Source organism: Telluribacter humicola, from assembly GCF_017355935.1.
GTDB classification, from domain to species: domain Bacteria; phylum Bacteroidota; class Bacteroidia; order Cytophagales; family Spirosomataceae; genus Telluribacter; species Telluribacter humicola.
Map to the genome: position 1 here is coordinate 382,734 of NZ_JAFIQT010000003.1, position 26,538 is coordinate 409,271.

Annotated in this window: 23 protein-coding genes; 17 read left to right on the plus strand and 6 right to left on the minus strand. The window is 49.5% G+C overall.

Annotated features, from left to right (window positions below; all coding sequences use genetic code 11):
• Positions 1-5 precede the first annotated feature (5 nt).
• Complete coding sequence (locus tag JUB14_RS16945) at positions 6-518, plus strand: rhodanese-like domain-containing protein (RefSeq protein ID WP_310586156.1); 513 nt, start codon at positions 6-8, stop codon at positions 516-518.
• Between the two features lie 79 nt (positions 519-597).
• On the opposite strand, the gene tpiA is transcribed toward JUB14_RS16945, so the two are convergent.
• Positions 598-1,362 carry a triose-phosphate isomerase gene (tpiA, locus tag JUB14_RS16950; protein ID WP_207507578.1) on the minus strand — a complete coding sequence of 255 codons (765 nt, stop codon included), beginning with the start codon at positions 1,360-1,362 and terminating at the stop codon, positions 598-600.
• A gap of 188 nt (positions 1,363-1,550) precedes the next feature.
• On the opposite strand from tpiA, the gene JUB14_RS16955 reads away from it, so the two are divergent.
• Both JUB14_RS16955 and mnmC2 read left to right on the plus strand, forming a co-directional pair.
• The gene (locus JUB14_RS16955; protein WP_207507580.1) at positions 1,551-2,819 is read left to right on the plus strand and encodes an aspartyl protease family protein; all 1,269 of its coding nucleotides are present in this window, start codon (positions 1,551-1,553) and stop codon (positions 2,817-2,819) included.
• Between the two features lie 20 nt (positions 2,820-2,839).
• A complete protein-coding gene (gene mnmC2, locus JUB14_RS16960; protein ID WP_207507582.1) occupies positions 2,840-3,523 on the plus strand; it encodes a tRNA (5-methylaminomethyl-2-thiouridine)(34)-methyltransferase MnmC2 in 684 nt (227 codons plus the stop codon).
• A gap of 11 nt (positions 3,524-3,534) precedes the next feature.
• Here the strand turns inward: mnmC2 and JUB14_RS16965 are convergent, their stop codons facing one another.
• The gene (locus JUB14_RS16965) at positions 3,535-4,638 is read right to left on the minus strand and encodes an FG-GAP repeat domain-containing protein (protein WP_207507584.1); all 1,104 of its coding nucleotides are present in this window, start codon (positions 4,636-4,638) and stop codon (positions 3,535-3,537) included.
• A 331-nt stretch (positions 4,639-4,969) separates the two neighbouring features.
• Positions 4,970-5,353, minus strand: a complete 384-nt coding sequence (locus tag JUB14_RS16970) for a TraR/DksA family transcriptional regulator (RefSeq protein ID WP_207507586.1) — start codon at positions 5,351-5,353, stop codon at positions 4,970-4,972.
• A gap of 361 nt (positions 5,354-5,714) precedes the next feature.
• Here JUB14_RS16970 and JUB14_RS16975 point away from each other — a divergent pair, with 361 nt between their 5' ends.
• A complete protein-coding gene (locus JUB14_RS16975; protein WP_207508092.1) occupies positions 5,715-6,989 on the plus strand; it encodes a Glu/Leu/Phe/Val family dehydrogenase in 1,275 nt (424 codons plus the stop codon).
• 99 nt (positions 6,990-7,088) lie between these two features.
• Here the strand turns inward: JUB14_RS16975 and JUB14_RS16980 are convergent, their stop codons facing one another.
• A complete protein-coding gene (locus tag JUB14_RS16980) occupies positions 7,089-8,474 on the minus strand; it encodes an SGNH/GDSL hydrolase family protein (RefSeq protein ID WP_207507594.1) in 1,386 nt (461 codons plus the stop codon).
• 236 nt (positions 8,475-8,710) lie between these two features.
• Here JUB14_RS16980 and JUB14_RS16985 point away from each other — a divergent pair, with 236 nt between their 5' ends.
• The 3 genes from JUB14_RS16985 to JUB14_RS16995 are packed head-to-tail and all read left to right on the plus strand — an operon-like array spanning position 8,711 to position 10,816.
• Entirely contained in the window at positions 8,711-9,763 is a 1,053-nt protein-coding gene (locus tag JUB14_RS16985) for a sensor histidine kinase (RefSeq protein WP_207507597.1), read from the plus strand.
• The gene (locus JUB14_RS16990) at positions 9,760-10,458 is read left to right on the plus strand and encodes an SGNH/GDSL hydrolase family protein (protein WP_207507598.1); all 699 of its coding nucleotides are present in this window, start codon (positions 9,760-9,762) and stop codon (positions 10,456-10,458) included. The genes JUB14_RS16985 and JUB14_RS16990 overlap by 4 nt, the downstream gene beginning before the upstream one ends.
• 55 nt (positions 10,459-10,513) lie before the next feature.
• Positions 10,514-10,816 carry a Dabb family protein gene (locus JUB14_RS16995; RefSeq protein WP_207507600.1) on the plus strand — a complete coding sequence of 101 codons (303 nt, stop codon included), beginning with the start codon at positions 10,514-10,516 and terminating at the stop codon, positions 10,814-10,816.
• Between the two features lie 113 nt (positions 10,817-10,929).
• Here JUB14_RS16995 and JUB14_RS17000 read toward each other — a convergent pair whose 3' ends face one another.
• Both JUB14_RS17000 and murQ read right to left on the minus strand, forming a co-directional pair.
• Positions 10,930-11,946: a zinc-binding dehydrogenase gene (locus JUB14_RS17000; protein ID WP_207507602.1), complete on the minus strand. Its 1,017-nt coding sequence runs from the start codon at positions 11,944-11,946 to the stop codon at positions 10,930-10,932.
• A gap of 115 nt (positions 11,947-12,061) precedes the next feature.
• Complete coding sequence (gene murQ / locus JUB14_RS17005) at positions 12,062-12,865, minus strand: N-acetylmuramic acid 6-phosphate etherase (protein ID WP_207507608.1); 804 nt, start codon at positions 12,863-12,865, stop codon at positions 12,062-12,064.
• Positions 12,866-13,208: 343 nt separating this feature from the next.
• On the opposite strand from murQ, the gene ilvD reads away from it, so the two are divergent.
• The 10 genes from ilvD (at position 13,209) to leuC (ending at position 26,471) form a co-directional block, all read left to right on the plus strand.
• Positions 13,209-14,894 (plus strand): dihydroxy-acid dehydratase, encoded by a 1,686-nt coding sequence (ilvD, locus tag JUB14_RS17010; RefSeq protein ID WP_207507610.1) that lies wholly within the window; start codon positions 13,209-13,211, stop codon positions 14,892-14,894.
• Between the two features lie 33 nt (positions 14,895-14,927).
• Positions 14,928-16,688: a biosynthetic-type acetolactate synthase large subunit gene (ilvB, locus tag JUB14_RS17015; protein WP_207507619.1), complete on the plus strand. Its 1,761-nt coding sequence runs from the start codon at positions 14,928-14,930 to the stop codon at positions 16,686-16,688.
• Between the two features lie 110 nt (positions 16,689-16,798).
• Complete coding sequence (ilvN, locus tag JUB14_RS17020) at positions 16,799-17,332, plus strand: acetolactate synthase small subunit (RefSeq protein ID WP_207507626.1); 534 nt, start codon at positions 16,799-16,801, stop codon at positions 17,330-17,332.
• 51 nt (positions 17,333-17,383) lie between these two features.
• Positions 17,384-19,147, plus strand: a complete 1,764-nt coding sequence (locus tag JUB14_RS17025; protein WP_207507628.1) for a hypothetical protein — start codon at positions 17,384-17,386, stop codon at positions 19,145-19,147.
• Positions 19,148-19,206: 59 nt separating this feature from the next.
• Positions 19,207-19,935, plus strand: a complete 729-nt coding sequence (locus JUB14_RS17030; protein WP_207507630.1) for a class I SAM-dependent methyltransferase — start codon at positions 19,207-19,209, stop codon at positions 19,933-19,935.
• A 3-nt stretch (positions 19,936-19,938) separates the two neighbouring features.
• Complete coding sequence (locus JUB14_RS17035; protein WP_207507632.1) at positions 19,939-21,564, plus strand: hypothetical protein; 1,626 nt, start codon at positions 19,939-19,941, stop codon at positions 21,562-21,564.
• Between the two features lie 70 nt (positions 21,565-21,634).
• Positions 21,635-22,681 (plus strand): ketol-acid reductoisomerase, encoded by a 1,047-nt coding sequence (gene ilvC / locus JUB14_RS17040; protein ID WP_207507634.1) that lies wholly within the window; start codon positions 21,635-21,637, stop codon positions 22,679-22,681.
• A gap of 99 nt (positions 22,682-22,780) precedes the next feature.
• Complete coding sequence (gene ilvA, locus JUB14_RS17045; RefSeq protein WP_207507636.1) at positions 22,781-24,049, plus strand: threonine ammonia-lyase IlvA; 1,269 nt, start codon at positions 22,781-22,783, stop codon at positions 24,047-24,049.
• A 13-nt stretch (positions 24,050-24,062) separates the two neighbouring features.
• Positions 24,063-24,911 (plus strand): AraC family transcriptional regulator, encoded by an 849-nt coding sequence (locus JUB14_RS17050; RefSeq protein WP_207507638.1) that lies wholly within the window; start codon positions 24,063-24,065, stop codon positions 24,909-24,911.
• A gap of 156 nt (positions 24,912-25,067) precedes the next feature.
• The gene (gene leuC / locus JUB14_RS17055; RefSeq protein WP_207507640.1) at positions 25,068-26,471 is read left to right on the plus strand and encodes a 3-isopropylmalate dehydratase large subunit; all 1,404 of its coding nucleotides are present in this window, start codon (positions 25,068-25,070) and stop codon (positions 26,469-26,471) included.
• Positions 26,472-26,538 lie beyond the last annotated feature (67 nt).

Consider the following 26,538-nt stretch of genomic DNA (forward strand, 5'->3'; position numbering starts at 1 on the left):
CAATCGTGCAAAAAAGATCAAAAATTCTTCTTTTTGTTATAATAGCGATGCTTTTTGGGTGTAACTCCTCTGATGGCCAAATAACTAGTAAGCCTTATAAAGCGCTCCTTCATACGCTGTACAAAAAGGACGTCCCGCTGATTGGTTGTGACAAGGCCCAGGCTCTGAAAGGGGCTGTATTCTTGGATACACGCGCACCGGCGGAGTACCAGGTCAGTCATATAGCCAAGGCCCGTTGGGTAGGCTACGAGGAGTTCTCGCTGGACCGCATCAAGGATATTCCTAAGGACACGCCTCTGGTGGTATATTGCTCAGTGGGTGTACGCAGCGAACAGATAGGGAAGAAGATGATTGATGCCGGTTATACGCGGGTGTATAATCTGTACGGAAGTATATTTGAATGGGTAAATCAGGATAAGCCCATTGTAGACAGTAAGGGCCAGCCTACCCAGAAAGTACACGCCTACTCGCCCGTCTGGGGGATATGGCTACAAAAGGGCGAAAAGGTATATGAATAAGAGCCGGTAATCTGCTGTATCTATCGGATACACTATACGCAGATTACCGGCTCTTTCTGTTATTTTATCTCAGCTACGATTACTGACGAGCTTTGATGATAGTGGTAAAGTCACGCGATTTCAGCGAAGCTCCCCCCACCAGACCACCGTCTACATCCGGGCTGGCAAATAGCTCTTCGGCGTTGGCAGCACCCACACTACCACCGTATAGTATAGAGGTATTATCCGCTACTTCGTTACCATACTTGCCGGCAATATGCGCGCGCAGGGCAGCGTGCATTTCCTGCGCCTGCTCAGAGCTGGCAGTGAGTCCGGTACCAATGGCCCAGATTGGCTCATAGGCAATCACTACTTTCCCAAACTGCTCTTCCGACAGGTGGAACAGGCTCTCGGTAATCTGATTTTTTACGAATCCGATATAGTCTTCATTCTGACGCTGATTCAGTGACTCACCGCAGCAGAAGATAGGCGTCAGCCCATTCTCGAGAGCAATGTTTACCTTACCAGCCAATTGAGCGTTAGTCTCACCGAAGTACTCACGGCGCTCGCTGTGTCCAAGGACTACGTACTCAATGCCAATAGACTTCAGCATGGAAGCCGAGATCTCTCCGGTATAAGCACCCGATGCTTTATCCGAACAGTTCTGAGCGGCCAGGGCTATTTTTGGGGAGTTTTCGACGTACTTATTAAGTGTGGTCAGGTATATGGCAGGGGGGCAAAGGATTACCTGCACATCGCCGGTTACTTCATCATTGACCATATTAACTACCTCGGAGGTAAGCGCCAGGGCTTCATCGAGGGTCTTGTTCATTTTCCAGTTTCCGGCTACTATTTTCTTGCGCATAGGTAGGTAAGCTGTATAAGGTAACACCATCTGATTTACGCTGCAAAATTACCACTTTTTCCCTACGAAGACCATTTTCAGATTCTTTTACAGAATTTTGATAACATTTTGACACCACCGAAGTTTTTTTTGTGTTTAAACAAGACTAATCAGTAACTTTACAGTATGTAGAAAAAGTATACAAAGCCATGAAGCGAGCGAACGGGCTGACAGCTATTTTACTCCTGATCTGGATAGGGGCTTTGACTTGTGCTACGGCACAAAAGCTTACTGTATCCAAGGAGAAGTACGGCTTTTTTCTGGAAGGTAACCGTCGGTTTGCACGTATCCCCTTTGAACTACATTCCAACCTCATTCTGGTTCCTGTACAAATCAACGGCTCTGATACGCTTCGTTTTATACTGGATACCGGTGTAAGCTCTACCATAGTCACAGACCCCAAGGCGCTTGATACGAACACGCTTCGGCTAACCCGTAAGGTAAGCCTGGCCGGAGCGGGCGAAGGCACTGATATCTCGGCGCATGTAGCTATTGATAATTCCTTGTCGATGCTCCACATGAAGGCCAATCACCACAACCTGATCGTGCTGGACAAGGATGTACTACACCTGGCTGAGTACGTAGGCGTACCGGTTCATGGCATATTCGGACACGAGATATTCAATAACTTTATTGTTACCATTGATTTCTCGGCCAAAGAGCTCATCCTGCGGAAACCCGGTACCTACCGGTACCACTCCCGCAAAGGGGACCAATACCCCATCACCATAGAAGACACCAAACCATTTACAAGTGCGGTAGCTCTACTTGCCGATGGACGTGAGCATCCCATACGCGTGGTGATAGACACGGGGGCTGGCCACGCACTGCTACTCGACAAGTCATCGGATGAGCGTATACAGCTCCCCGAAAAGCTCATACATACCCAGGTAGGCCGCGGCCTCAACGGAGTGATCAATGGCAGTCTGGGGCGGATTGAGCGGGTCCGGTTTGGGCGATTCGAGCTGGACAATGTACTGGCTTCCTTCCCTGACAGTAACGCCTTCGGGGCCAAACTACCCGACCGGGGTAACCGCCAGGGCAACATAGGCTGCGAGCTGCTCCGGCGCTTCAAGGTGACCATGAACTACCAGGAGGGCTACATGGTGCTCAAGCCCATCAAGAAACGCATCAAAGAAAGCTTTGAGCATGACATGAGCGGACTGGGGCTGCGAGCACTGGGAACCGATCTTCGCTCTTATATGGTTCAGCACATAACTGAGGGCTCCCCGGCAGCCTATGCAGGATTGCAGGAAGGGGATCAACTCTTATTTGTAAATGATCGTCCGGTACATGATATGAATATTACGGAAATCTACAAGCTCATGCAGAAGGGGGACGGAGAGGAGATAGAGCTGCTAGTTAAACGGGATGGAAAGATGTTCTTTACCAAACTTGTACTCCGACGACTGATTTGACCTAAACAGATTTACGTTTTATGCCTTATTCTGCCGCCGCACGCCCTGGTCGTCTGGTATACACCGCCGACGGCTCCAACTCCCTTTATAACACAGAATTAGATCAGCACTACCACTCAATGCAGGGAGCCCTGCAGGAATCCCGGCATGTATTCATTAATCTGGGTCTGAAGCCTGCGCTGGAGCAGGCCAGTGCTCCGGTGCGTATCTTTGAAATGGGCTTCGGAACGGGCCTTAATGCCCTACTAGCCTGGCAGCAGGCAGATGATTTTCAGAAGCCTGTTGAGTACCTGGGCGTAGAGGCCTACCCCATCGCCGACGAAGAAGTTGAGGGTCTTAACTTTGATGAGATCACGGGAAAGGCCGGGCTGGCTCAACTTCATCAGGCTCCCTGGTCTGCGTATACCCGTCTTACGGAGTACTTCTCCTTTTGCAAAGTGCATACAACGCTGGAAGACTTTACGCTCAATGACGCTCCTTTTGATGTTATCTTCTACGATGCGTTTTCTCCCACTGCCCAACCTGAGTTGTGGACGGAGGAAGTATTTGCCAGAATAGCCGCTATGACCCGCCCGGGTGGTGTACTTGTGACCTACTCCGCCAAAGGAAGCGTGCGACGGGCGCTGGATGCCGTCGGCTTTTCGGTCGAAAAGCACCCGGGCCCGGGACGGAAGCGGGAGGTAGTCAAGGCCATTCGCCGGTAGGTACCTGTCTCTTATTTTGCTCCTTCGTTAAAGAAAATGGTCAGGCCGTCTTTTCCGGCTACCACTATATCGTTACGGCCGGTCTTCCGCAGATCGGCCACCGCGAAGTAAATACCTGTACCCTTGCCCTCCCCGGCCGGACCGTAGGATATGGCATGCTTGGTAAACTTTCCATTATTGAGAGTGAAGTAGTACAACCCAACCGGATCTTCGGAACCGGGGTCTTTACCATTATGAGCCCGGTAGCGCTTACCCGTCACCAGCTCGGGCTTGCCATCGCCGGTCACATCTACCCACTCCATAGCGTGGTACTGTGAGTTCTTGTCGTCAATGATGTGCTTCGTCCACGAGCGCTGGCCGTTGGCTCCGCTTTTCTGTTCATACCAGTGTAGGCCGTACCCGTGCCCCTGCCCCACGATGAGGTCGTTCTTCTTATCCCCATTTACATCTACTACCAGAATGGGCACGCTGGTGGTACCTAACGAAAACTCCTTGTGCAGGGTCCAGTCCGGGGCCTGCAGCCAGCCGTCACTTACCACAAAGTCTCCCTTACCATCCCCGTTAATATCCCCAAACCCCAGCCCATGGCCCTGGGTAGGTGCTACATCTACCTGCTTAAAAGTCCCGCCTTTCTGGTGCTTGAAGTACTTCAGCGGATGGCCCGGGTTGTTAGGGCAAATCTCCAGGGTACCGTCACCATCAACATCCCAGGCCCGGGTACACTCCACATTACCTACCTTCGCCAGTTCGTGCCGGGTCCACTGGGCTTCTCCTTTGTTCTCCATCCACCGCAGGGTACCATCAAACCATCCTCCGGTGATAATGTCGGTGCGGCCATCACTATTTACATCAAAAGGAATGGTTGAGAAATCATCATAGTACTGATCCTTGCGGGGCTGGTTGCCGATCAGGTGGCGCTGACGAAAGCGGGGACCTTTGTACCAGAAATCTCCGGATACAATATCCAGTGTATCATCATTATCGACATCCAATACGCCCACCGACTCGTAGCTTTCGGCAGCTACAAAATACCGGGAGAAAGACACAGGAGCTTTTTTGGGCTCTGTTGAGGCAGTAGAGGCCAGCAGTATGGCCAGAAGTGTAACGTAGCGCATGAGTGGTTGGTAGATGTAGTAGTAGCACTTACTCTATAAAGTACCCCTTGTTCCGAAAGCTACTGCTCTGCCAGTAAGCGTTGGCCTTAGTTAAATCAGCAATAACTTCTAAGTCCTGACGCCAGTTGGCACAGTTCTTTGATACTTCAAAGCAGATCAGCACACGCCTCGGCCTGGCTGTAATCAATCATTAGCCTTATTTCACTACCTGAAAATGTACAGCTATACCAATGATACTCATACCGCCCTAAAAAAGATAAGGACGCCTTGCGGGCGTCCCTGTAAAGAGAGTACAAATCATGTAATCCGGAATACTGTTACCAATGGCTTCCTAGCTCACGCGCTTCAGCTTCGCTTCGATAGTCTGCTGTGTATGAGGTACTACCCTCAACCGCTCCTTAGGAATAAGTTTTCCGGTATCAATACAGACACCGTAGGTACCATTCTTAATACGGATCAGCGCGTTTTCCAGCTGCGTTGCATACTTCTGCAGGCGCGCCGCCAACTGGCTCAGGTTCTCACGTTCGCTGGCATCAGCGCCGTCTTCCAGAAGTTTAGCCGTACCTGCTGTATTGTCTGTACCGCTATCGTTCTTTTTGCTAAGGGTCTCCTTAATGTAATTAAGTTCGCTTCTTGCTTCATCAAGCTTCCCTCGGATCAGTTCTTCAAATTCTTTCAGTTCTTCTTCCGAGTACCGGGTCCTTTCTTCTTGCATAGCGGTAGGGTTTTGAAAGTTCTCTACTTAGATTATTTAATGCTGTGGCCTATCCGGGAACAAAATTAGCAGGATTTATCTATACTTCATTCATTATCTGTTGTTAAAGCAAAAAAATTAAAAAGTTACTATTTTACAATTTATGAAAAACACAGATAAATATTTGGACTCTGACGATGTTTATATGCCTTTATTCGCACGTATAGCTATTTTGAGAAAGAAAATACCAACGTGAATAAATTATAAAATTTCAAGAAAAAATAGCTCTTTGCTTTTATTATTACAAATAATGTATGTTTGTATAGACGATTTTTAGCACTTCATACAACGTACTAGTAACCAACTGATTATTACAAAAATGATGACTTATATAGAACCGGCGCCAATCACAGATAAGGAGAATCCCCTGGCGTCGATGATGCAACGATTTGACAAAGCCGTACAGCTTCTGGGTATCTCCGAAGAGATGTATCACATTCTCAAAGTTCCTCGTAAACAAGTAATTGTGGGCTTGCCGGTCACCATGGACAACGGCGAGATCCGTACCTTCGAGGGGTATCGTGTTATTCATTCAACCATTTTGGGCCCTAGTAAGGGAGGTATCCGGTTTGATCCCGCGGTCAATCTGGACGAGGTACGGGCACTGGCTGCCTGGATGACCTGGAAATGCGCCGTAGTGGATATTCCTTACGGAGGAGCCAAGGGTGGAATCGCCTGTAACCCTCGCCAGATGTCGGCGGGCGAAATAGAGCGACTCATGCGCGCCTATACTACTTCCATGCTGGATGTATTCGGTCCTGACCAGGATATACCGGCTCCGGATATGGGTACCGGTCCTCGTGAGATGGCCTGGCTCATGGATGAATACTCTAAGGCCAAAGGCATGACGGTGCAGGCTGTCGTAACGGGTAAGCCGCTGGTACTGGGTGGCTCACTGGGACGCACCGAGGCCACCGGACGCGGCGTGATGGTAAGTGCTTTGGCCGGCATGGAAAAACTCCGCCTGAACCCTTACAAAGCTACGGCGGCCGTACAGGGCTTTGGTAACGTGGGTTCTCATGCGGCTTCGCTACTTCGGGAGCGGGGAGTATGTATCCAGGGAATCAGTGATATTTCGGGAGCGTATTACAACCAGAACGGTATCGACATAGAAGCCGCTATTGCCTACCGCGACCGTAACAATGGACTATTGGAGGGCTTTCAGGGGGCTGAGATGATTTCTCCGGAAGAGCTGTTCAGCTTACCGGTAGATGTACTGGTGCCCGCCGCCAAGGAGGACGTTATTACCCATCATAATGTATCCAGCATTCAGGCCAAGATGATCGTAGAGGGCGCTAACGGACCTACTTCCTTCAAGGCGGATGATATCATCAATGAAAAGGGCATTATGGTAGTACCCGATATCCTGGCCAACGCCGGAGGTGTAACGGTATCGTACTTTGAGTGGGTACAAAACCGCATCGGATACAAATGGACGCTCGAGCGGATCAATCGCCGTACCGACCGTATCATGAAGGATTCATTCAATAAAGTATATCAGACAGCCCAGCAGTACCAGGTACCACTACGTATTGCAGCCTATATTGTGGCTATTGATAAAGTAGCAAGTACCTATAAGTACCGCGGCGGATATTGATTTCCGGCTACGAGTACTTCACATCTCTATAAAAGCACAGGCCCTGTCCGGACAAGTTGTACCGGGCAGGGCCTGTGCTTTTACAAGCGCTACTAATCTCTACTCATTCAGTCCCAGCAGGTTTTGGTACAGCGGATGGTTGTACAGGATTTCGCTTACGAGTTCTTCCCCCCGCTCCGACCAGTGCCCATCACATGGGACGTACAGGTCCTGCCAGTCACCCTCATAGGCATGAAAGTAGGGAAGCAAGTCAATAAAACCTACCTGATACTTTTCGCACAGAGCTGCTATCTGATTACGAATCCGGTTTTGCTTTGTTTCGGCGTAGGATTCTATCTCGTTCAGGATAGGATACATCATGACCAGTATCTGTTTATCGGCCGCCTCCTGGAAAAGCCGCTCCAGCGAATGGGCAAATACCTCCCACTCAGCCTCGGTGTAGTCGTTATAGCGGGAGTAGTTTTTATTGACCTTCACGACACGCTCTTTCCTCAGTCCTTTGATTAGCTGATACGTGTAGGAGTTATCCATAAAAGCAGCATGTACCTTTTTGCCCAGAGGCAAAGAGCGGTAGACATGGTCAATGGTGCGGTGAACTATGGTATGATCCCGGTCGTGTTCGAGCGAATAAGCCGACTGCCCCAGTGAGTCCAGTGAGTACTTTAGTTGATACGGCCTGGATTTTATATCCCAATAGGGACGGTAGATAGGCGTTTCTATAAGACCGATCCGCTTTCTATGGGTATAGTCCTCAAAATCATTGGCTGGCAGCAGGCCTATAACTACCGCGTCATGCTCAAACTTCTTCCCCATATGCTTATAGGTCAGGTAGTAGTTGATTGGGCTTGTACCTACTATTCCAAAGTTAAGATGCTCCACCCCGGTCTTCTGTTCCAGCCGATTAGTGGCCCGCTGGGGCGTATTAACCATATAGCCCTCAATGAAGGAGTCCCCCACAAAAACCACTCGTTTGCCCGTAGTACTTGCGGGAGTCCTTTCCTCATCCCGCGCCCCGTAGGAGTTGGTTTTATAATAGATGGTTTCACCATGGCAAGCCCCAACGGACAGAGTATCGTTAGGTAAGCGCCAGAAAGCCAGATCTTGGTCAAAATAGCCCCAGAACGGGCGACGGTGCGATTTCAGATCACGGGCATCATTTAGCAGGTGGTGCCTGGGCTTTGCGGCAGGGAGCCATTGGGTCCGTATTATAATCCAGCTTACGGCTTCCAGCATCAATAGTAGAAATACCAGTGTAGACGCGGAAAGAGAAATGTTCTGATAGATGGTACTTCGGGAGCGAAAACCTCTGATGAGTAGTACCAGTAACCCTCCCAGAACTCCCACTATTCCCATCACACGATGGTAGCGCCAGCCTGCCACCAGGCCATCAAACGGCACCCGGAAGAAGTCATACGCAAGAAGAACTCCATAGCTTAGTACATATAAGCCAATAACTAAGATTATGCTCTTTTTCAGTGGTCTCATAGCTAATAAGTTTCAGTGTTGAGACATACTACATAGGCCCCAGTAGCTTAGCGAACCAGGCTATGGCTCCCAAGCAGTAGTAGTCCTTTATTATTAAATGCCGAAAGCACTACTATTATTATACCATCAACAATTACTTACTTCTGCCAGAAAGCTATTTCCCTCTGAGCATTTCTTTCTACCTTTGTTCTGCTGGTTATTTTACTTATGACTGGTCGCATAACCTCTTCCTTATCATGTCGCTAAGTCCCCGCTTTATAGCGTTTCTACTGGCATTCCTGATCTCCGCATTCACTACCTCCTTTCTCACCTTCGTAGATGGTGTTACATCGAGTATGTTGTTTGTGGTAGGGGTGTCCAGCTTTATGACCTCTTTCTTTCTGGTTTTATACACGATTGAAATCATCGTATACCGGGAAGTAAATAAGATGTACCGTACTATTCATAAGCTTAAACTGAAAGATTTCAACATAGCCCGAAAGTCCCTTATCCGGGAGAACAACCCGCTCAAACGGCTCAACGACGAGATCTTTGTGTATGTAGCCAAAAAGCAGAAGGAGATCGAAGAACTGCGCAAGCTGGAGCTATTTCGTCGCGAATTTCTGGCGGATGTATCCCACGAACTGAAGACGCCCATATTTGCCGCACAGGGGTTTATTCATACCCTGCTGGACGGCGCTATTGACGACGAAAACGTACGCGATCGCTTTCTAAAAAAGGCAGCCAAAAGCCTGGATGGGCTTGATGCGCTTGTCAAAGATCTGGTAACGCTTTCGCAGATGGAAACGGGAGCTATCAAAATGAATATTGAACTGATAGATATGCGGCACCTTACCGAGGATATCTTTGATCGGCTGGAAAAGATAGCGCATGACCGTCGGGTAGTCCTGAAAATAAAGCCGGACAGCCTGACTGAGGTACCTGTTAAAGCAGATCCGCAACGCATCGAACAGGTGATGATCAACCTTATCGAAAATGCTATTAAGTACAATAATGAGGGAGGGAAAGTAGTCGTACAGTTTGAAGAAGAAAAGAAACACTTCGGCGTTTCGGTACGGGACAATGGTCCCGGTATCCCACCGGAACACCTGACGCGTATTTTCGAACGCTTCTATCGGGTAGATAAGAGCCGGTCCAAAGAGCGCGGCGGTACGGGGCTGGGATTAGCCATTGTCAAACATATCCTCAACGGGCATGGTTCTAAAATTGCCGTAATGAGTAAAATAGACAAAGGCACTACATTTTCATTTAAGCTTGAAAAAGCTGATAAACTCGAACTAGCCGAATGAAACTACTACACCTACTCGTCGGACTGCTCCTATGCTGTCAGGCCTGCACTGCCGATCCCGATCCCATGACAACACCAGATACCACCCAGGGCCTTAGCTTCCTGTCGCTGGGAGACTCTTATACTATTGGAGAGAGTGTACCCGCCAGCGACCGCTGGTCAGTGATACTGGCTGATCTACTACGCGAAGAGGGAATCGCTGTTAAATCACCGGACATTATAGCCCGTACCGGCTGGACTACCGCCGAGCTGTCGGAGGCAATCCGACAGGCCAATAATAAGAATACGTATGATCTGGTATCGCTGCTGATTGGGGTTAATAACCAGTACCGCGGACAGAGCCTGGAGCGCTACCGTACCGAATTTCGTGAACTTCTGCAGACCAGTATTAACTTTGCCGGCGGCCGGGCCGACCACGTGTTTGTGCTGTCTATACCTGACTGGGGCGTAACGCCATTTGCCTCCAGCCGAAACCGGGAGCAGATAGCCCGTGACATAGACGCTTTCAATGCCGTAGCCAAAGAGGAGGCCGGTAAGGCCGGGATACGGTTTGTGGACATCACACCTATATCACGTACCGCCCTTAATGACGCGAGCCTGGTAGCATCGGACGGGTTACACTACTCGGGCAAGATGCACCGGCTATGGGTCCGGGAAGCGCTGCCGGTAGTAAAGGATATTATAAGTAAAAAATAGTCTGGACTCGCTCTTTCATCTTTTATCATTCATATACCTACTTACCCATTTACCTATGTTTGTACATACCGTATTTTTCTGGCTGAAAGAAAAAGGCAACGAGCAGGCTCGTCAGGACTTGCTGGCCGGACTACGTACCCTCGAAAGCATTGATGCTATCCAGACGGCTTATGTCGGAGTACCCGCCGAGACCCGCCGCCCGGTGATCGACCACAGCTATGATTTCTCTATCTCTTTTGTTTTCCCTGATCAGGCAGCTCATGATGTTTACCAGGAGCATCCAACCCACCTGAAGTTTGTGGAAAACTGCGCTCACCTCTGGGAGCGTGTTCAGATATATGATGTCGTAAATCCTTGACATCTCAGCTACTAGCCAGTAGTTAACAACAAAAAAAGGAGTTATCCACACAGGGTGTGTGGATAACTCCTTCTAACAGTGAATAAGTCTTCTACTAGGGTACCTATTCCGGCTTATTCTTCTGCTTTCAGAACGATCTTCCCGAATTGATGCCCGGCATCCATATACCGTAGTGCCTCTTCGGCCCGGCTCAGCGGAAACACTACATCTACTACCGGTACGATTTTCTCATCCTCCACAAACAGTGTCATATCCGCAAATTCCTGCTCAGTACCCATAGTACTGCCGTAGATATTGAGCTGCTTAAAGAACACCTTGGCCGGTACTACATCGGTGATGTTACCCGTAGTCCCGCCGTAGAAGCAGATCCGTCCGCCCGGAGCGGCTACATCAATCAACCGGGCAAAGCCGGGGCCACCGGCACTGTCAATGATTACATCAAAGTAGCCTGTCTTGGGTGCCTGCGCTTTTACCAGCAGGTCGCGGTACCAGGTAGGGGTCCGGTAGTTGACGCCACCTCTGGCTCCCATGGCTATGGATTTCTTCACCTTCTCATCAGAGCCTGAAGTAACCCACACCTCTGCCCCCATCGCCACCGCCAGTTGCACTGCAATGAGTGCCACTCCGCCTCCTGCGCCGGTTACAAGTACCCGCTCTCCTTCCCTGAGTCCCACGCGCGACTTCAGCACCCGCCAGGCCGTCAGACCAGCCAGCGGTAGTGCGGCCGCCTGCTCGAAGGTCAGGTGCTTAGGCATGGGAGCCAGGTAGCGCGCCTCTACCTTCACATACTCAGCGAAGGTCCCGTCATCCGGCAGGCCCAGCATCTTATAGTCCTTGCCGTAGTAAGCCGGATTATCCCCCCAATTATGCGAAGGATTGATAATTACTTCTTTTTTCTTCCAATAGTCACTCACCCCATCTCCTACTTCCACTACTACACCCGCTCCATCTGATCCCATAATCTGAGGTACCTTGATACCCGGATACAGCCCCTTCTGAATCCATACATCGCGATGGTTCAGGGCGGCGGCCTTCAGTTGTACTACTACTTCCCCCTTACCGGCTACCGGTGCGGGTACGTCTTTATATACAAGTGGCTGATGGAGTGTATCGAGTATGGCTGCTTTCATAAGGTAGGTCTTTAGATTGTAGGTTTAGCTAGTAGTTCTATCTGTAGGATAGTAAACATGATATCTATACAATAGGTACTAAAAAAGTCTAAGTAATAGACATCCCCTCTACTTGTTACTTCCGGCCTGCTTCAATAGCGGCCCGTACACTTCCGTGCGCGTCCAGCAACGCTTTGGCTTCTTCGTCCGGTATTCCCAGTTCCTCGGTTACCATCCGAATCGCACGCTGCACCAGCTTGTAATTGGTCATTTGCATATCCACCATCTTGTTCCCTTTCACGCGGCCAAGCCGGATCATTACTGACGTAGAGAGCATATTCAGTACCAGTTTCTGCGCTGTACCTGCTTTCATACGCGTACTACCCGTCACAAACTCCGGCCCTACCACCACCTCCACCGGATACTCAGCCGCTGCCGCTACGGGCGATCCTGCGTTACATACGATACAACCCGTTAGGATACCGGCCTTACGGGCCTCGTTCAATCCCCCTATTACATAGGGCGTACGACCCGACGCGGCTATACCAATCAGAGAGTCCAGCTCATTGATCTTGTACTCCTGCAGGTCTTTCCAGGCCTGATCCGGATCATCTTCGGCATTTTCAACGGCTTTGCGAATGGCTTTATCTCCTCCGGCCATAATACCAATCACCAGATCAAAAGGTACTCCGTAAGTAGGTGGACATTCTGAAGCATCCACAACACCTAAGCGGCCGCTGGTACCTGCACCAATATAAAATAGCCGGCCTCCCTGCTTCATCCGATATACTACCTGCTCTACCAGCGCCTCCAGCTGAGGTATAGCTTTCTCTACCGCTTGGGGTACCGTTTTGTCTTCATTATTAATATTTATAAGTAGCTCCCGCACACTCATATTTTCCAGACTTTCGTAGCGCGAGGCAGATTCAGTAGTTAACATGTGAATGAATAGATAGGTTAGACATGTTCAAAAATAGTACTTTTCGGATTATACCTCTGTCTTATGGCAAGATATGATTGATTATGACTATAAAAATGATAAATAGTGTCAGTAAAATTTGGAAAATAAAAAGTAAGCCTTCTTATTTGTGATGCAATTACGCATTTAGCGAAATTTCACTGCTAGAATAATTTATACTAAGAACTATGAAATTGGCTATACTCATTGTGGTCCTACTTGTCGGCACCTGTTAAGGTGTGAGTGGAAAACAATGATTAGCCAAATCGCCTCACTCACACCTCGCTGAGTGAGGCGATTTTATTTATACTACTATAAACGTACTATGGCCCAGGAACTAAACAAATTCTCCCGCACGCTTACTCAGGAAGTGACCAATCCGGCCGCACAGGCCATGCTCTATGGTATTGGTCTTAAAGAAGAAGACATGTCAAAGCCCCAGATCGGTATTGCCAGTACCGGCTATGAGGGTAATCCCTGTAACATGCATCTCAACGGACTGTCGGTGTATGTGAAGCAGGGTGTGCAAGCCAACGATATGGTGGGGCTTATCTTCAATACTATAGGCGTATCGGATGGTATGACCAACGGAAACGATGGCATGCGCTACTCGCTGCCCAGCCGTGACATCATCGCTGACTCCATTGAGACCGTAGTAGCGGCTCAGTGGTACGATGGCGTGATTGCAGTAGTAGGTTGTGACAAGAATATGCCTGGTGCCATTATGGCCATGGCCCGCCTGGACCGTCCGGCCATTATGGTGTACGGAGGCACGATCCGTTCGGGACATTATAAAGGACAGAAACTGGATATTGTTTCGGCTTTTGAAGCACTGGGTAAGAAGTTTGCCGGTAATATTTCAGACGAAGATTATAAAGGAGTAATTCAGAACTCCATTCCCGGACAGGGTGCCTGCGGTGGTATGTATACTGCCAATACCATGGCTTCCTCTATCGAAGCGATGGGGCTGAGCCTTCCGTTCAGCAGCAGCTACCCGGCTACGCACGAAGGAAAGCAGGAGGAGTGTAAGAAGATAGGAGCCGCTATGAAGAAGCTCCTTGAGATGAACCTGACTCCGGCTGAGATCATTACCCGCAAATCACTTGAGAATGCCCTAACTGTAGTAATGGCCCTGGGTGGATCTACCAACGCGGCCCTGCACTACCTGGCTATTGCTCATTCGGCGGGTATACCACTTACTCTGGACGATATTCAGACTATCAGTGATCGCACACCGTTCATAGCCGATCTGAAGCCAAGCGGTAAGTACTACATGGAGGATATCCTTGAGATTGGAGGAGTACCCGCCGTAATGAAGTACCTGCACGGCGAAGGGCTGATCCACGGTGACTGTATGACCGTAACGGGTAAGACCGTTGCCGAAAACCTGGCCGAGGCTCCGGATCTGGACTTCGAAGCCCAGAAGATCATCTTCCCGCTCACGCAGCCGATCAAAGCTTCGGGTCATATCCAGGTCTTGTACGGTAACCTGTCACCCAAAGGTGCCGTTGCCAAGATTACAGGCAAAGAAGGACTACGATTTGAAGGCGAAGCGAAGGTATGTGAGCACGAGTCGGAGATTATAGATGCCCTGGCCAAAGGCGAAATCAAAGCCGGTCATGTAGTAGTAATCCGTAACGCGGGTCCCAAAGGTGGACCGGGTATGTCGGAGATGCTGAAGCCTACATCGGCCGTTATGGGTGCCGGACTGGGTGACAAGATCGCGTTGATCACCGACGGACGCTTCTCGGGAGGAACGCATGGATTTGTGGTGGGACACATTACTCCCGAAGCCTTTGAGGGAGGCCCGATCGCTTTGGTTAAAGACGGCGACTACATTACCATAGATGCTAACACCCGCGAGCTGACGTTACATATATCTGACGAAGAAATGGCAGCCCGCAAAGCAGCCTGGGTGCAACCTTCACCAAAATATACCCGAGGAATGCTAGGAAAATATATCCGCAACGTGAAGTCGGCCAGCGAAGGCTGCGTAACCGATGAAGCGTAATTTATCAAAATCAAACTAAAACCAGCACAGGTCATGGAATACAAGGAAAATCAAGCCGTAACCGCTGAGGTGGAAGAGCAACAGGCAAAAGTAGAAGCACCAGAACTGATGAATGGCTCGCATGCGCTCATCAGATCACTAATCGCGGAGGGAGTGGATACCATTTTTGGTTATCCGGGGGGAGCTATTATGCCCGTATATGATGCAATTTATGACTATCAGGACCAGGTCAACCACATCCTGGTACGTCACGAACAGGGAGCTGGTCATGCTGCCGAAGGCTTCGCCCGCATATCGGGCCGGGTAGGCGTATGTCTGGTTACTTCCGGTCCGGGTGCTACCAACCTGGTTACGGCCATAGCCGATGCTATCATTGATTCTACTCCACTGGTTTGTGTGATTGGACAGGTAGCTAAGCACCTGCTGGGCACCGATGCCTTCCAGGAAACTGACGTGATCGGAGTAACCATGCCCATTACCAAATGGAACTACCAGATTACCTCGGCTGATGAAATACCCGAAGTAATGGCTAAGGCCTTCTATATAGCCAAGTCGGGACGTCCTGGTCCGGTACTGATTGATATTACCAAGAATGCCCAGCAGGAAATGATGACGAAGGCATTTAACTATTCCTGCTGCGAAAAATTACTCAGCTACCATCCCCGTCTGACTCCCAAGCGGGAGCAGGTAGAAAAGGCAGCGAAGCTGATCAATGAAGCTAAGCGCCCGTTCCTGCTGTTCGGACATGGAGTCAAAATCTCCGGAGCTGAAAAGGAACTGATGGAGCTGGTTGAGAAAGCAGGTATTCCCTGCGCCTCTACCCTACTGGGACTTTCATCTGTACCCGTTGATCATCCGCTCTATGCCGGCTGGCTGGGTATGCACGGCAACTATGGTACCAACGTACTGACCAATCAGTGCGACGTCATGATAGGTATTGGTCTTCGTTTTGATGACCGCGTAACAGGTGACGTGAGTCGCTATGCCAAGCAGGCCAAAATCATACATATCGAAATAGATCCGTCCGAAATTGATAAGGTAGTAAAAGCCGAAGCACCCGTAGTGGGCGACGCCAAGCAGGTGCTGCAGATGCTGCTGCCAATGATCAAACCGAACGACCACAGCATGTGGCGGAATGAGTTCCGGAAGTACGAGGTACTGGAAGACGAAAAGATCACCCAGCGCGAACTGGCTCCTACGACCGAGAAGATCAAGATGGCGGAGGTAATCCGGATGCTATCTGATAAGACCAAAGGGGAAGCCGTAGTCGTAGCAGACGTAGGACAGCACCAGATGATGACAGCCCGCTACTACCAGTTCAAAAAGAATAATTCATTTATCACCTCGGGTGGACTGGGAACAATGGGGTATGCTCTTCCGGCTGCTTTTGGTGCCAAGGTAGGAGCTCCCGAGCGTGAAGTAGTAGCTATCATCGGTGACGGCTGCTTCCAGATGACCATTCAGGAGCTGGGCACCATTGCACAGAGCGGTCTGCCAGTTAAGGCGATCATCCTCAACAACAACTACCTGGGTATGGTGCGCCAGTGGCAGCAGTTGTTCTTCCAGAAGCGCTACTCTTTCGTAGAGCTACAGAACCCTGACTTTATCACCATTGCCAAGGGCTTCGGCGTAGATGGTCATACCTGCGAGCAGCGTGCTGATCTGAACGAATCCCTCGACAGGCTCCTGCAGTCGGACAAGCCTTACCTGCTGGAAGTAATTGTAGAAAAAGAAGAGAACGTATTCCCGATGGTACCTACCGGAGCCAGCGTAGCCGACATCCGGCTGGAATAACCTATACCTGCCCCACCTGTGAACCGGTGGGGCAGCCTAGTTATCTTTTCCAAAAAATTCAGCATTGACTTAGTTATCACCAAATAAATTTCCCACTGGGGTTAGGGGCCATGACTACTTACACCATTTGTGTCTTTACCGAGAATACGATCGGATTACTTAATAAAATCACCATTCTTTTTACCCGTCGCCGTATCAACATCGAGAGCCTTACTGTCTCTGAGACAGAGCGAAAGGGGGTTTCACGCTTCACGATTGTGATTCGTCAAGACTCGCGCGAAACAGTTGAAAAACTGGTACGTCAGATCCGGAAGGTTGTAGAAGTACTGGCCGTATTCGGATATCTTAACGAAGATATCGCTTACAATGAAATTGCACTTTTTAAGGTAGCCACGCCGTCAGGAGCTAAACCTTTAGACATCGAAACAGTTAATAAGGTATATAAAGCCTGGGTTGTGTACTGGCACCTTGACTACGTAGTAATTGAAAAGACCGGAACAGAAGAAGAGATCTTTGATTTCTTCAACTACATTAAGCCGCACGGCATTCTGGAATTTGTTCGTTCAGGACGAGTTGCGGTCAGCAAGTCATCTCAAAGTCTGGTGGAGTATCTCCCTGAGGCTGAATGGGAGTATTATTTGTAAAGCCCAATAAATGACTCTAATTTTAGCCGGTCAATCAACCCTTATTCCTGAATGATGCTAGTGCAAGCTATCATTGATATGGATAGTTCATGGGCCACGCAGACTGCTGATTTCTTATATCAGATAGGCTACATGCGTGGCAGTAAAAAATGGATAGCTTTGGCGATTTTGTTTAACGCGCTATGGCTGGCTCTGTTTTATTTCCGTCAACGTACTTCCACTGCTTCATGGCTCCGCAAGGACGCCCTGTTTATTGGCCTGATCCTGCTGGGCGTCTGGCTACTTCGTATCCCGACGCTAGTCTATTCACACCTGGATGTAGACGAATCCGACTGGATAGCCGGTGCCGCTACCTTCTACACCGACCCTTACTTCTGGCTATCGGTGGATGGTACCACCAGTGGCCCGCTCAGTATTATCCCCCTTAGTCTGATCCCGCTGTTCGGCGGCTCGCTCAGCTATGCGTCCGTGCGTCTGTTTGCGCTGACGCTATACGTGTTGCCGGCACTCTTATGTCTGTATCTGGCTTTACGTAACCAATATAATGTACGTATTGCGGATGTAGTAATTATACCACTGGCCACTATAGCGGCTATGGCACATAGCCTGAGCGCCTACAACGGCGAGTTCGCTATCCTGTTCCTGACAGCTTTGAGCTTTTATTTTTATAGCAAGACCATCAGCGGTCGCTATACGAATCTGTTCTACTGGGGAGCAGGATTCGTAATAGGGATGATGGCCTACTCCAAACCGCAGGCTATCCCGCTGGGAATGATCATCGCGGCAGGGTACCTGTGGAAGATCAACGCCGATAAACGCCAGGTGGCTCATTCGGGTGCCTTTGTGCTGGGCGGCCTATCCCCCACGCTGCTGGTAGCCCTTTATCTCACGCTGACCAACCTGTGGGAGGACTTTATCAACTCCTATATACTTAATAACTTATTTTATGGTGGTGTAGAGGGGGCCTTTGGTAACACCTACTCCAACTGGAAAATCATCAGCAAAACGCTGGACTACCTGACGGCCCTGCCTGAGTACTCTTTCTGGATGCTAAGTGGTATGTTGAGTTTCCTGCTCGGTATTACGATGCTTTTATCACAAAGAAGTATGCTGGGGAAGCAACTCACTCGGGAGCTCACGTTTGCCGTGATAATGCTGGCCGTGGCTTTTTTCTGCGCGATTAAGCCCCTGACTTTCTTCTACCACTACCAGAATATGCTCATTATACCGGTAGCCTGGATGTGCGGAACCGCCGGAGCCTGCCTGTATCACCTGGTACAGCTCCCTGCCGTAGCTACCACTCCGGTGCGTCCTTTTATGGTCAGAGTGGGTGTACCTATATTTTTTGTCGTCACTATAGGCTTTACGGCCCTGCAGACTATACATCACTGGGAGGCTCCTTCTCTGCTGATCGGGACAAATCACTATGAGCAATTAAAAGAGTCTGAGGTGATCTCCCGGTTTGCCCAGCCTAACGAACGTATGGCTACCTGGGGCTGGAACACAGCCCTCTTTGTCGACACAGGGCTGCTGCAGGGTACACGTGATGGTCATACCCATTATCATATGAGTCCTATCAAGCTACAGACGTACTATCTGGAGCGTTATGTTCGGGATTTGAAGCGAAATAAACCCAAAGTTTTGGTAGAAACATTCCAGGGATATTCGGCGTTAACGTTTGGTGCCGACGGCCGCCGTGAGTTTGGAATCGAAAACTACCCTATCATTTACAACTATGTCAAAAAGCACTATGAGCTGAAAGCAGACATAGACGGAAAAACGCGGGTGTTTGTACGAAAGGAGACAAATTCTTAATACTTAATTATTTAGCTTTACGGCAACATCCCTATTAGACGACCACACAAATACATGTTATGCAGCCCAAATATTCTCAAGAACCCGAAAAGTTACCTGATTTTGATGATTATGCAGATAACTACGAAACCTTAGTAAAAGATAATATAAAAGCCTCGGGCTTTCACCCCAGCTACTTTGATGAGCACAAGATCAAGACGCTGGCTGCTGACCTTAAAAAGACACCCTTTGCTGGTGAAGAAATCCGGTTTTTGAACTTTGGGTGTGGCATAGGTAAAAGTGAAAGATTTATTCAGAAGTACCTGCCTTCGGCACATACAGTATCGGTAGATGTATCCAAGGAATCCATTGAGCGGGCTATACAACGCAACATCCGTGTTCCGAATGTCACTTACCAGCATTTTACGGATGTAACGGAGCTTAAATATGACAAAAAATTTGATGTCATTTTCGCGGCAAATGTGTTTCACCATATCCCCTCGGACCTACGCCTGGGCATACTGGAGCACCTGCGCACGCTGCTTAGCCCCAATGGGTACCTGTACATCTTTGAACATAATCCGATTAACCCGCTCACCAAGGCGGCTTTTGACACCTGTGAGTTTGATCAGGGGTGTAAGATGATTCCCGCCAAAGATATGATCAGCAATATTCGTAAAGCGGGTTATCAGCGCCTGTCAAAGCACTACATCGTGTTTTTCCCGAAGCCGTTAGCCGCTTTTATTCCATACGAAAAGTACCTCGACTGGCTGCCCATAGGCGCCCAGTACTATATCAAAGCCAGATAGTGTATGCTTGACAGATTGAAACGTATACCCAAACAGGACCTCTTAGGTTTAGGAATAGTACTAGTAGGATTAATTGTTCTTAACTACAACCTCACCGATCGTCTCGACGTTTTTTCTGACGATGACGACCTCTATTGGGGCTTTGCCATGGACTACCTCAAAGGCAAGTACCGTGGTCCTGACGACGCGGTGATTTATTGCCTGTGGCAGCTGGGTATCCAGATGCTTACCAAGGATCCTATTGTGACCTACTACATCAACTACGTGGCGATGGTGTCGCTGCCGTGTATAGCGCTGTACGCTCTCCTGCGTAGTCTCCGGGTTAATGTATGGGTAAGCGTGTGGCTGGTGTTGCTGTTTATGTTCTCGGGGCTCAACTTCCCGCTCCTGCCCAAGCTGACGCACTTTACGGTACTCTTCCTGGGTGCAGGTCTGGCTATATCCAACTTTGCTTCTGGTAATCTGATCAAGCAGTTGGCCATTGCTGGCGTTACGGTGTGGCTGGCTTCCTATATCCGTCCTGAGATGTACGTAGCCTGTGGGCTCATCATCCTGTGGCTCCTGTACCTGTCATACAAGCGCAAGACATACCGGCGGTTTGTTACCGTATTTTCATTAGTATTAGTCTCGGCTGTATTATTAGGTACACCTATCCGCAAGAACGACCGCAGCTTCTGGACCTTCAAAGTGTACATGGCCATCAACTACCTGGAGTGGTACCCTGGTCAAATCAACCTGTCGCCCTGGATGCACTTCAACGAAATCAATGAGCAGATATTCGGACACCGGCTGGTATCTATCCGGGATGCCGTCGAAACCCGTCCGGACCTGGTAGTACGCCACGTTCAGACCAATATTGTCCGACTGGTGAGAGACTCATTCCGCTACGCGATGGAGTTCGTGCAGATGATGCTCGATCTGTTCCCGATACCGCATAAGCGCTACATCTTCCCGTTGCTGGGGCTGCTATTCCTGGCGATGATCGATTACCGGAGGTACGCCTCCAACCTGTGGGAAACCGCCAAACGCTACAAGGAGTTTGGAGTGATCCTGTTCCTGACGCTGGTACCTTCGATCATCACCACGACGACCATGTACCCCCGTCCGCACTACTTCCTGTACCACTTTTACCTGCTGTACATACCACTGGTCGGGGTACTATTATCTAATCTGGCGTTCCGGAGAGTATCAGTGGGTTCATTGAGCTTCCTGCGTAGTCGCTACGCGCTGGCTGCGGTCAACCTGCTGTTCATGGTTGTATTCCTGGTGCCCCGCCTCATGGCTAACGCCCAGGACGAGCCTACTCCCAAGCGTGACTTTATGTACCAGCTTCAAGGTCTGAACCTGGAGGGCGAAGTCAATCTGCTGGGGGGAGATCCTATTACCTACAGCAGGTACGTAGGCTCTGGCTGGACCCTCTACTTTTATGACAATGAGCGGCCGGATAATTTCCAGAGCTTTATCCAGAGCAATGATATCAATGCTGTGATCATCAATAAACCGATGCACGAATATTTCAAAGCAGATCCTTCGTACCAGGCCTTCCTGGCTAATCCGGATCAGGCTGGCTTCTCCTTTATTAAAGAAGTGGATCAGCGCCGCATCTACGCTCACCGACAGAAGATTTAACTATATCTATCTTAAGAAATTAAGAACTTTCCTTATATCTATTTTAACCAATTAAATTACCCAATCAAAAATGGCAAAATTAAATTTCGGCGGAGTTGAAGAAGAAGTAGTGACCCGCGAAGAGTTTCCTCTTGAGAAAGCCCGCGAAGTACTAGGCAACGAAACCATTGCTGTAATCGGATATGGTGTACAGGGACCTGGCCAGAGCCTGAACATGCGTGATAATGGATTTAACGTGATCGTTGGTCAGCGTAAAGGTGGTAAGTCATGGGACAAAGCCGTAGCTGACGGCTGGGTACCTGGCGAGACACTATTCGAAATCGAAGAAGCTCTTCAGAAAGGTACTATCATCTGCTATCTTCTGTCGGATGCCGCTCAGATCGAGCTGTGGCCTACTGTAAAGCAGTACCTGACACCTGGTAAGTCGCTGTACTTCTCACACGGCTTCGGTGTAACGTACAAAGATCAGACGGGTATCGTTCCTCCTGCCGATGTTGACGTATACCTGGTAGCTCCTAAGGGTTCAGGTACTTCACTGCGTCGTCTGTTCGTAGAAGGCAAAGGTCTTAACTCATCATTTGCTGTTTTCCAGGATGCTACTGGCAAAGCTCGTGAGAAGTGTATCGCTATGGGTATCGGTGTAGGATCAGGCTACCTGTTCGAGACAGATTTCTACCGTGAGGTAACGTCTGACCTTACTGGTGAGCGTGGTACACTGATGGGTGCTATCCAGGGTATCTTTGCTGCTCAGTACGAAGTACTGCGTTCCAACGGACACTCACCTTCAGAAGCTTTCAACGAAACAGTAGAAGAGCTGACTCAGTCACTGATGCCTCTTGTAGCCGAGAACGGTATGGACTGGATGTATGCTAACTGTTCTACTACGGCTCAGCGTGGTGCTCTGGACTGGTGGAAGCCTTTCCGTGATGCTACTAAGCCTGTATTTGAGCAACTATATAACTCTGTAAAATCAGGCGAGCAGGCTCGTATCTCGATCACTCGTAACTCACAGTCTGATTACCGTGAGAAACTGGAAGAAGAACTACGCGAACTGCGTGAGTCAGAGATGTGGCAGGCAGGTACTACCGTACGTAGCCTACGTCCTGAGCGCAGCTAATATACCTGTAACGGGCTAGGGTTCGGAAAACCTGATCCCTTTACGTAAATTTGTTAGACCTTACGGAATTCCGTAAGGTCTTTTTTTAAATTACACTTCATGAAGCCACTGACCGAACCTAGCACTACGTCCCCTACACTGGATAACATATTCCTGGCGGCTGAGCGCCTGCGCAATATAGCTACCCATACCCCGCTGATGCATAACCTGCACCTGTCGGAGATGTACGGCGCCAACATCTATCTGAAGCGGGAAGATCTGCAGATTGTACGCTCGTACAAGATCCGGGGTGCCTACAACAAGATGGCCAGTCTGTCGGAGGAAGCTCTGGCTAATGGAGTGGTGTGCGCCAGCGCGGGTAACCATGCCCAGGGCCTTGCCTACGCCTGCCGCAAGATGGGTGTTAAGGGAGCTATATTTATGCCTACTACTACCCCCGCCCAAAAGGTAAAGCAGGTCCGGTTCTTCGGTAAGGAATGGGTGGATATTCACCTGGTAGGCGATACCTACGACGACGCTTATCACGCGGCTATGGAGTACCAGTCTACCCATGATGCTACCTTTGTACATCCCTTCGACGATGTACAGGTGATGGAAGGCCAGGGTACCGTAGGTCTGGAAATCTTCAAAGATGCCGACTTCAAGATCGACTACCTGCTGATGGCCATAGGAGGCGGTGGACTGGCAGCGGGCGTATCTACAGTATTCAAGCAACTCTCCCCCAAAACCAAGCTTATCGGTGTAGAGCCACTGGGCTCACCCACTATGCTGCGGGCTATCGAGGAAGGGCACGTACTTACGCTGGAAAACATTGATAAGTTTGTGGATGGCGCAGCCGTACGCCGGGCCGGTAACATGACCTTCGAAATCTGCAGACAGAACCTGGAGCGTATCCTGCTCGTACCCGAAGGCAAAGTTTGCTCTACCATTCTGCAGCTCTACAACGAGGAAGCCATCGTAGCCGAACCCGCCGGAGCCCTGACCATAGCGGTACTGGACCAGCTCAGGGAGGAGATCAAAGGCAAAAATGTAGTAGCTCTGATCGGTGGTGGTAATAACGACATTACTCGCACGGAGGAGATCAAGGAACGCTCCCTGCTCTACGAAGGGCTGAAGCACTACTTCATCATCCGCTTCCCCCAGCGCGCCGGTGCCTTCCGTGATTTCCTGAATGTACTGGGGCCTCAGGACGACATTACCCGCTTTGAATACGTCAAGAAAACCAACCGCGAGCAGGGACCTGCTTTGGTAGGGATAGAGTTAAAAAACCGGGAGGACTTTGAGCCCCTCATCCAGCGGATGGACGAGAGCCGTATCGTGTACGAGTACCTCAATGAGCAGCCTAACATGTTTCAGTTCTTGGTGTAAATAGTATCTCCCCTTGCTACGCGTACCCTCTGACATAAGTGCCCAGGAATTTGAATCGCTGAAGATTCAGGATATGACCTTTGTGGCCTACCGCAACGAAGTATATCCCTCCCGTTATGAGGTATTCTTTGAGGAGCACGCGGTAATTGTGGTGCTGGAAGGGGAAAAGAAATTCATCAATCCTACGCAAGAGGTACACGTCGAGAAGGGTGACATCCTGTTTATACAGCGGGGCTTTTACCTGATGTCGGAGTCCATCAATGAAGCCTACAAGAGCCTGGTGTTTTTCTTTGATGAGAAGCTCTTAAAAGAATTTGTGGGCCTGCACTCAGAGCTCTTTGATTCTGAGGAAGGTACCTCACCCCTACAATCCCCCATCCTGCACCTCCATTCCAATGATACCTTCTCTCAGTTTGTCAACTCGGTATTCCCCTACTTCCGCAACCAGACTTCGCTGAAGAACCACTTTCTCCGGCTCAAATTTCAGGAACTGCTCCTGCATCTATTAGAGATTGATCAGTCGGGTAAGCTGCAGGCCATTCTGTACAGCCTCTACAAAGGCCAGAAGGCTGACCTTACCTTTCTGATGAATAGCTACTACTTAAAGCCGCTCATGCTCAATGAGCTAGCCCGGCTATCGGGGCGTAGCCTCTCGGCCTTTAAGCGAGACTTTCAGGATGAGTTTCAGGTATCTCCCGCTCATTGGATCAAGAACAAACGCCTCGAGCACGCCGACTTTCTCCTCCGCAATACCGATAAGAACGTGTCCGAAATAAGTACCGAAATAGGCTACGAAAGTGTCTCGCACTTTATCAAATCCTACAAGGAGAAATACGGATTTACGCCCAAAAGGAGCCACTGAACCAAAACCGCTATTTTTTGAGCGTTTTGCGTTATCATGATTTGTACTATTCTGCGGTAATTTGTTTTCCCGATTCAGGTACAGAGCTACCTGCATAAAGGAGTCAGCCCTTTTGCTGATCCCAACCAAAGCATATTACAAAAACTTAGCTATACCATGAGTAAGCCTGCAAGTACCCTTTTCGACAAAGTGTGGGATGCCCACGTAGTCCGTTCAATTGAAGATGGTCCGGATATTCTCTTCATCGACCGCCACTTTATCCACGAAGTAACCAGCCCCGTTGCATTCCTCGGACTGGAGACCCGTGGTATTGGTGTGATGTATCCTGAGCGTACCTTCGCTACCGCCGACCATAACACCCCTACGATTAACCAGCACCTTCCCGTAGAGGACCCTCTTTCGGCCAACCAGCTGAAAGCTCTGGAGACCAATACTGCCAAGTATGGTATTTCACACTGGGGACTTGGCCACGCCAAGAATGGTATTGTACACGTAATAGGACCCGAAAACGGTATTACACTTCCAGGCATGACGATCGTATGTGGTGACTCTCATACGTCTACACACGGAGCTTTCGGAGCCATTGCTTTTGGTATAGGTACTTCGGAGGTAGAGATGGTACTCTCGTCGCAGTGTATCATGCAGCCTAAGCCTAAGAAGATGCGCATTACTGTAAACGGTACATTGGGCAAAGGCGTAACTCCCAAAGACGTTACCCTATATATCATCGCAAAGCTTACTTCTGCCGGTGCCACGGGCTACTTTGTTGAGTACGCGGGAGATGTATTCGAGAATATGACCATGGAAGGTCGTATGACCGTATGTAACATGAGTATCGAAATGGGTGCCCGTGGTGGTATGGTCGCTCCTGACCAGACTACCTTCAACTATTTGAATGGACGCGAGCAGTCTCCTAAGGGCGAAGCCTGGGACAAAGCAGTTGCTTACTGGCAGACGCTCAAAACCGACGAAGGTGCCCAATTCGATAAAGAATACGTGTTTGAGGCATCGGACATCGAGCCAATGATTACGTACGGTACCAACCCGGGTATGGGTATGGGTATATCTAAGAATATCCCTACTGCCGAGCAGGTAGAAGGTGGCAAAGCAACCTACGACAAAGCCCTTAACTACATGGGATTTGACGAACAGGATTCCATGATTGGTAAGCAGGTAGACTACGTATTTATCGGTAGCTGTACCAATGGCCGTATTGAGGACTTCCGTGCTTTTGCTTCCATTGTAAAAGGCCGTAAGAAGGCAGATAACATTACCGCCTGGATTGTACCGGGTTCACATATTGTAGAGCAGCAAATCAAAGAAGAAGGTATTCTGGATATTCTTACCGACGCCGGATTCCAGCTGCGTCAGCCCGGTTGTTCGGCCTGTCTGGCTATGAATGATGATAAGATTCCGGCTGGTAAGTACGCTGTAAGTACCTCCAACCGTAACTTCGAAGGTCGTCAGGGCCCTGGGGCACGTACCCTGCTTGCCAGCCCGCTGGTAGCTGCCGCTGCCGCCGTAACCGGACGTGTAACCGATCCACGGGAATTGCTTTGAAAGCTGCTATAGGCTGTAAGCTATAGGCAATATGCTTTTTTAGCTTACAGCGTAAAGCTTAAAGCTC

Coding starts and splice junctions, on each gene's coding strand:
- tpiA (WP_207507578.1), bottom strand. CDS start 1,362: ATGCGCAAGAAAATAGTAGCCGGAAACTGGAAAATGAACAAGACCCTC.
- JUB14_RS16955 (WP_207507580.1), top strand. CDS start 1,551: ATGAAGCGAGCGAACGGGCTGACAGCTATTTTACTCCTGATCTGGATA.
- mnmC2 (WP_207507582.1), top strand. CDS start 2,840: ATGCCTTATTCTGCCGCCGCACGCCCTGGTCGTCTGGTATACACCGCC.
- JUB14_RS16965 (WP_207507584.1), bottom strand. CDS start 4,638: ATGCGCTACGTTACACTTCTGGCCATACTGCTGGCCTCTACTGCCTCA.
- JUB14_RS16970 (WP_207507586.1), bottom strand. CDS start 5,353: ATGCAAGAAGAAAGGACCCGGTACTCGGAAGAAGAACTGAAAGAATTT.
- JUB14_RS16975 (WP_207508092.1), top strand. CDS start 5,715: ATGACTTATATAGAACCGGCGCCAATCACAGATAAGGAGAATCCCCTG.
- JUB14_RS16980 (WP_207507594.1), bottom strand. CDS start 8,474: ATGAGACCACTGAAAAAGAGCATAATCTTAGTTATTGGCTTATATGTA.
- JUB14_RS16985 (WP_207507597.1), top strand. CDS start 8,711: ATGTCGCTAAGTCCCCGCTTTATAGCGTTTCTACTGGCATTCCTGATC.
- JUB14_RS16990 (WP_207507598.1), top strand. CDS start 9,760: ATGAAACTACTACACCTACTCGTCGGACTGCTCCTATGCTGTCAGGCC.
- JUB14_RS16995 (WP_207507600.1), top strand. CDS start 10,514: ATGTTTGTACATACCGTATTTTTCTGGCTGAAAGAAAAAGGCAACGAG.
- JUB14_RS17000 (WP_207507602.1), bottom strand. CDS start 11,946: ATGAAAGCAGCCATACTCGATACACTCCATCAGCCACTTGTATATAAA.
- murQ (WP_207507608.1), bottom strand. CDS start 12,865: ATGTTAACTACTGAATCTGCCTCGCGCTACGAAAGTCTGGAAAATATG.
- ilvD (WP_207507610.1), top strand. CDS start 13,209: ATGGCCCAGGAACTAAACAAATTCTCCCGCACGCTTACTCAGGAAGTG.
- ilvB (WP_207507619.1), top strand. CDS start 14,928: ATGGAATACAAGGAAAATCAAGCCGTAACCGCTGAGGTGGAAGAGCAA.
- ilvN (WP_207507626.1), top strand. CDS start 16,799: ATGACTACTTACACCATTTGTGTCTTTACCGAGAATACGATCGGATTA.
- JUB14_RS17025 (WP_207507628.1), top strand. CDS start 17,384: ATGATGCTAGTGCAAGCTATCATTGATATGGATAGTTCATGGGCCACG.
- JUB14_RS17030 (WP_207507630.1), top strand. CDS start 19,207: ATGCAGCCCAAATATTCTCAAGAACCCGAAAAGTTACCTGATTTTGAT.
- JUB14_RS17035 (WP_207507632.1), top strand. CDS start 19,939: ATGCTTGACAGATTGAAACGTATACCCAAACAGGACCTCTTAGGTTTA.
- ilvC (WP_207507634.1), top strand. CDS start 21,635: ATGGCAAAATTAAATTTCGGCGGAGTTGAAGAAGAAGTAGTGACCCGC.
- ilvA (WP_207507636.1), top strand. CDS start 22,781: ATGAAGCCACTGACCGAACCTAGCACTACGTCCCCTACACTGGATAAC.
- leuC (WP_207507640.1), top strand. CDS start 25,068: ATGAGTAAGCCTGCAAGTACCCTTTTCGACAAAGTGTGGGATGCCCAC.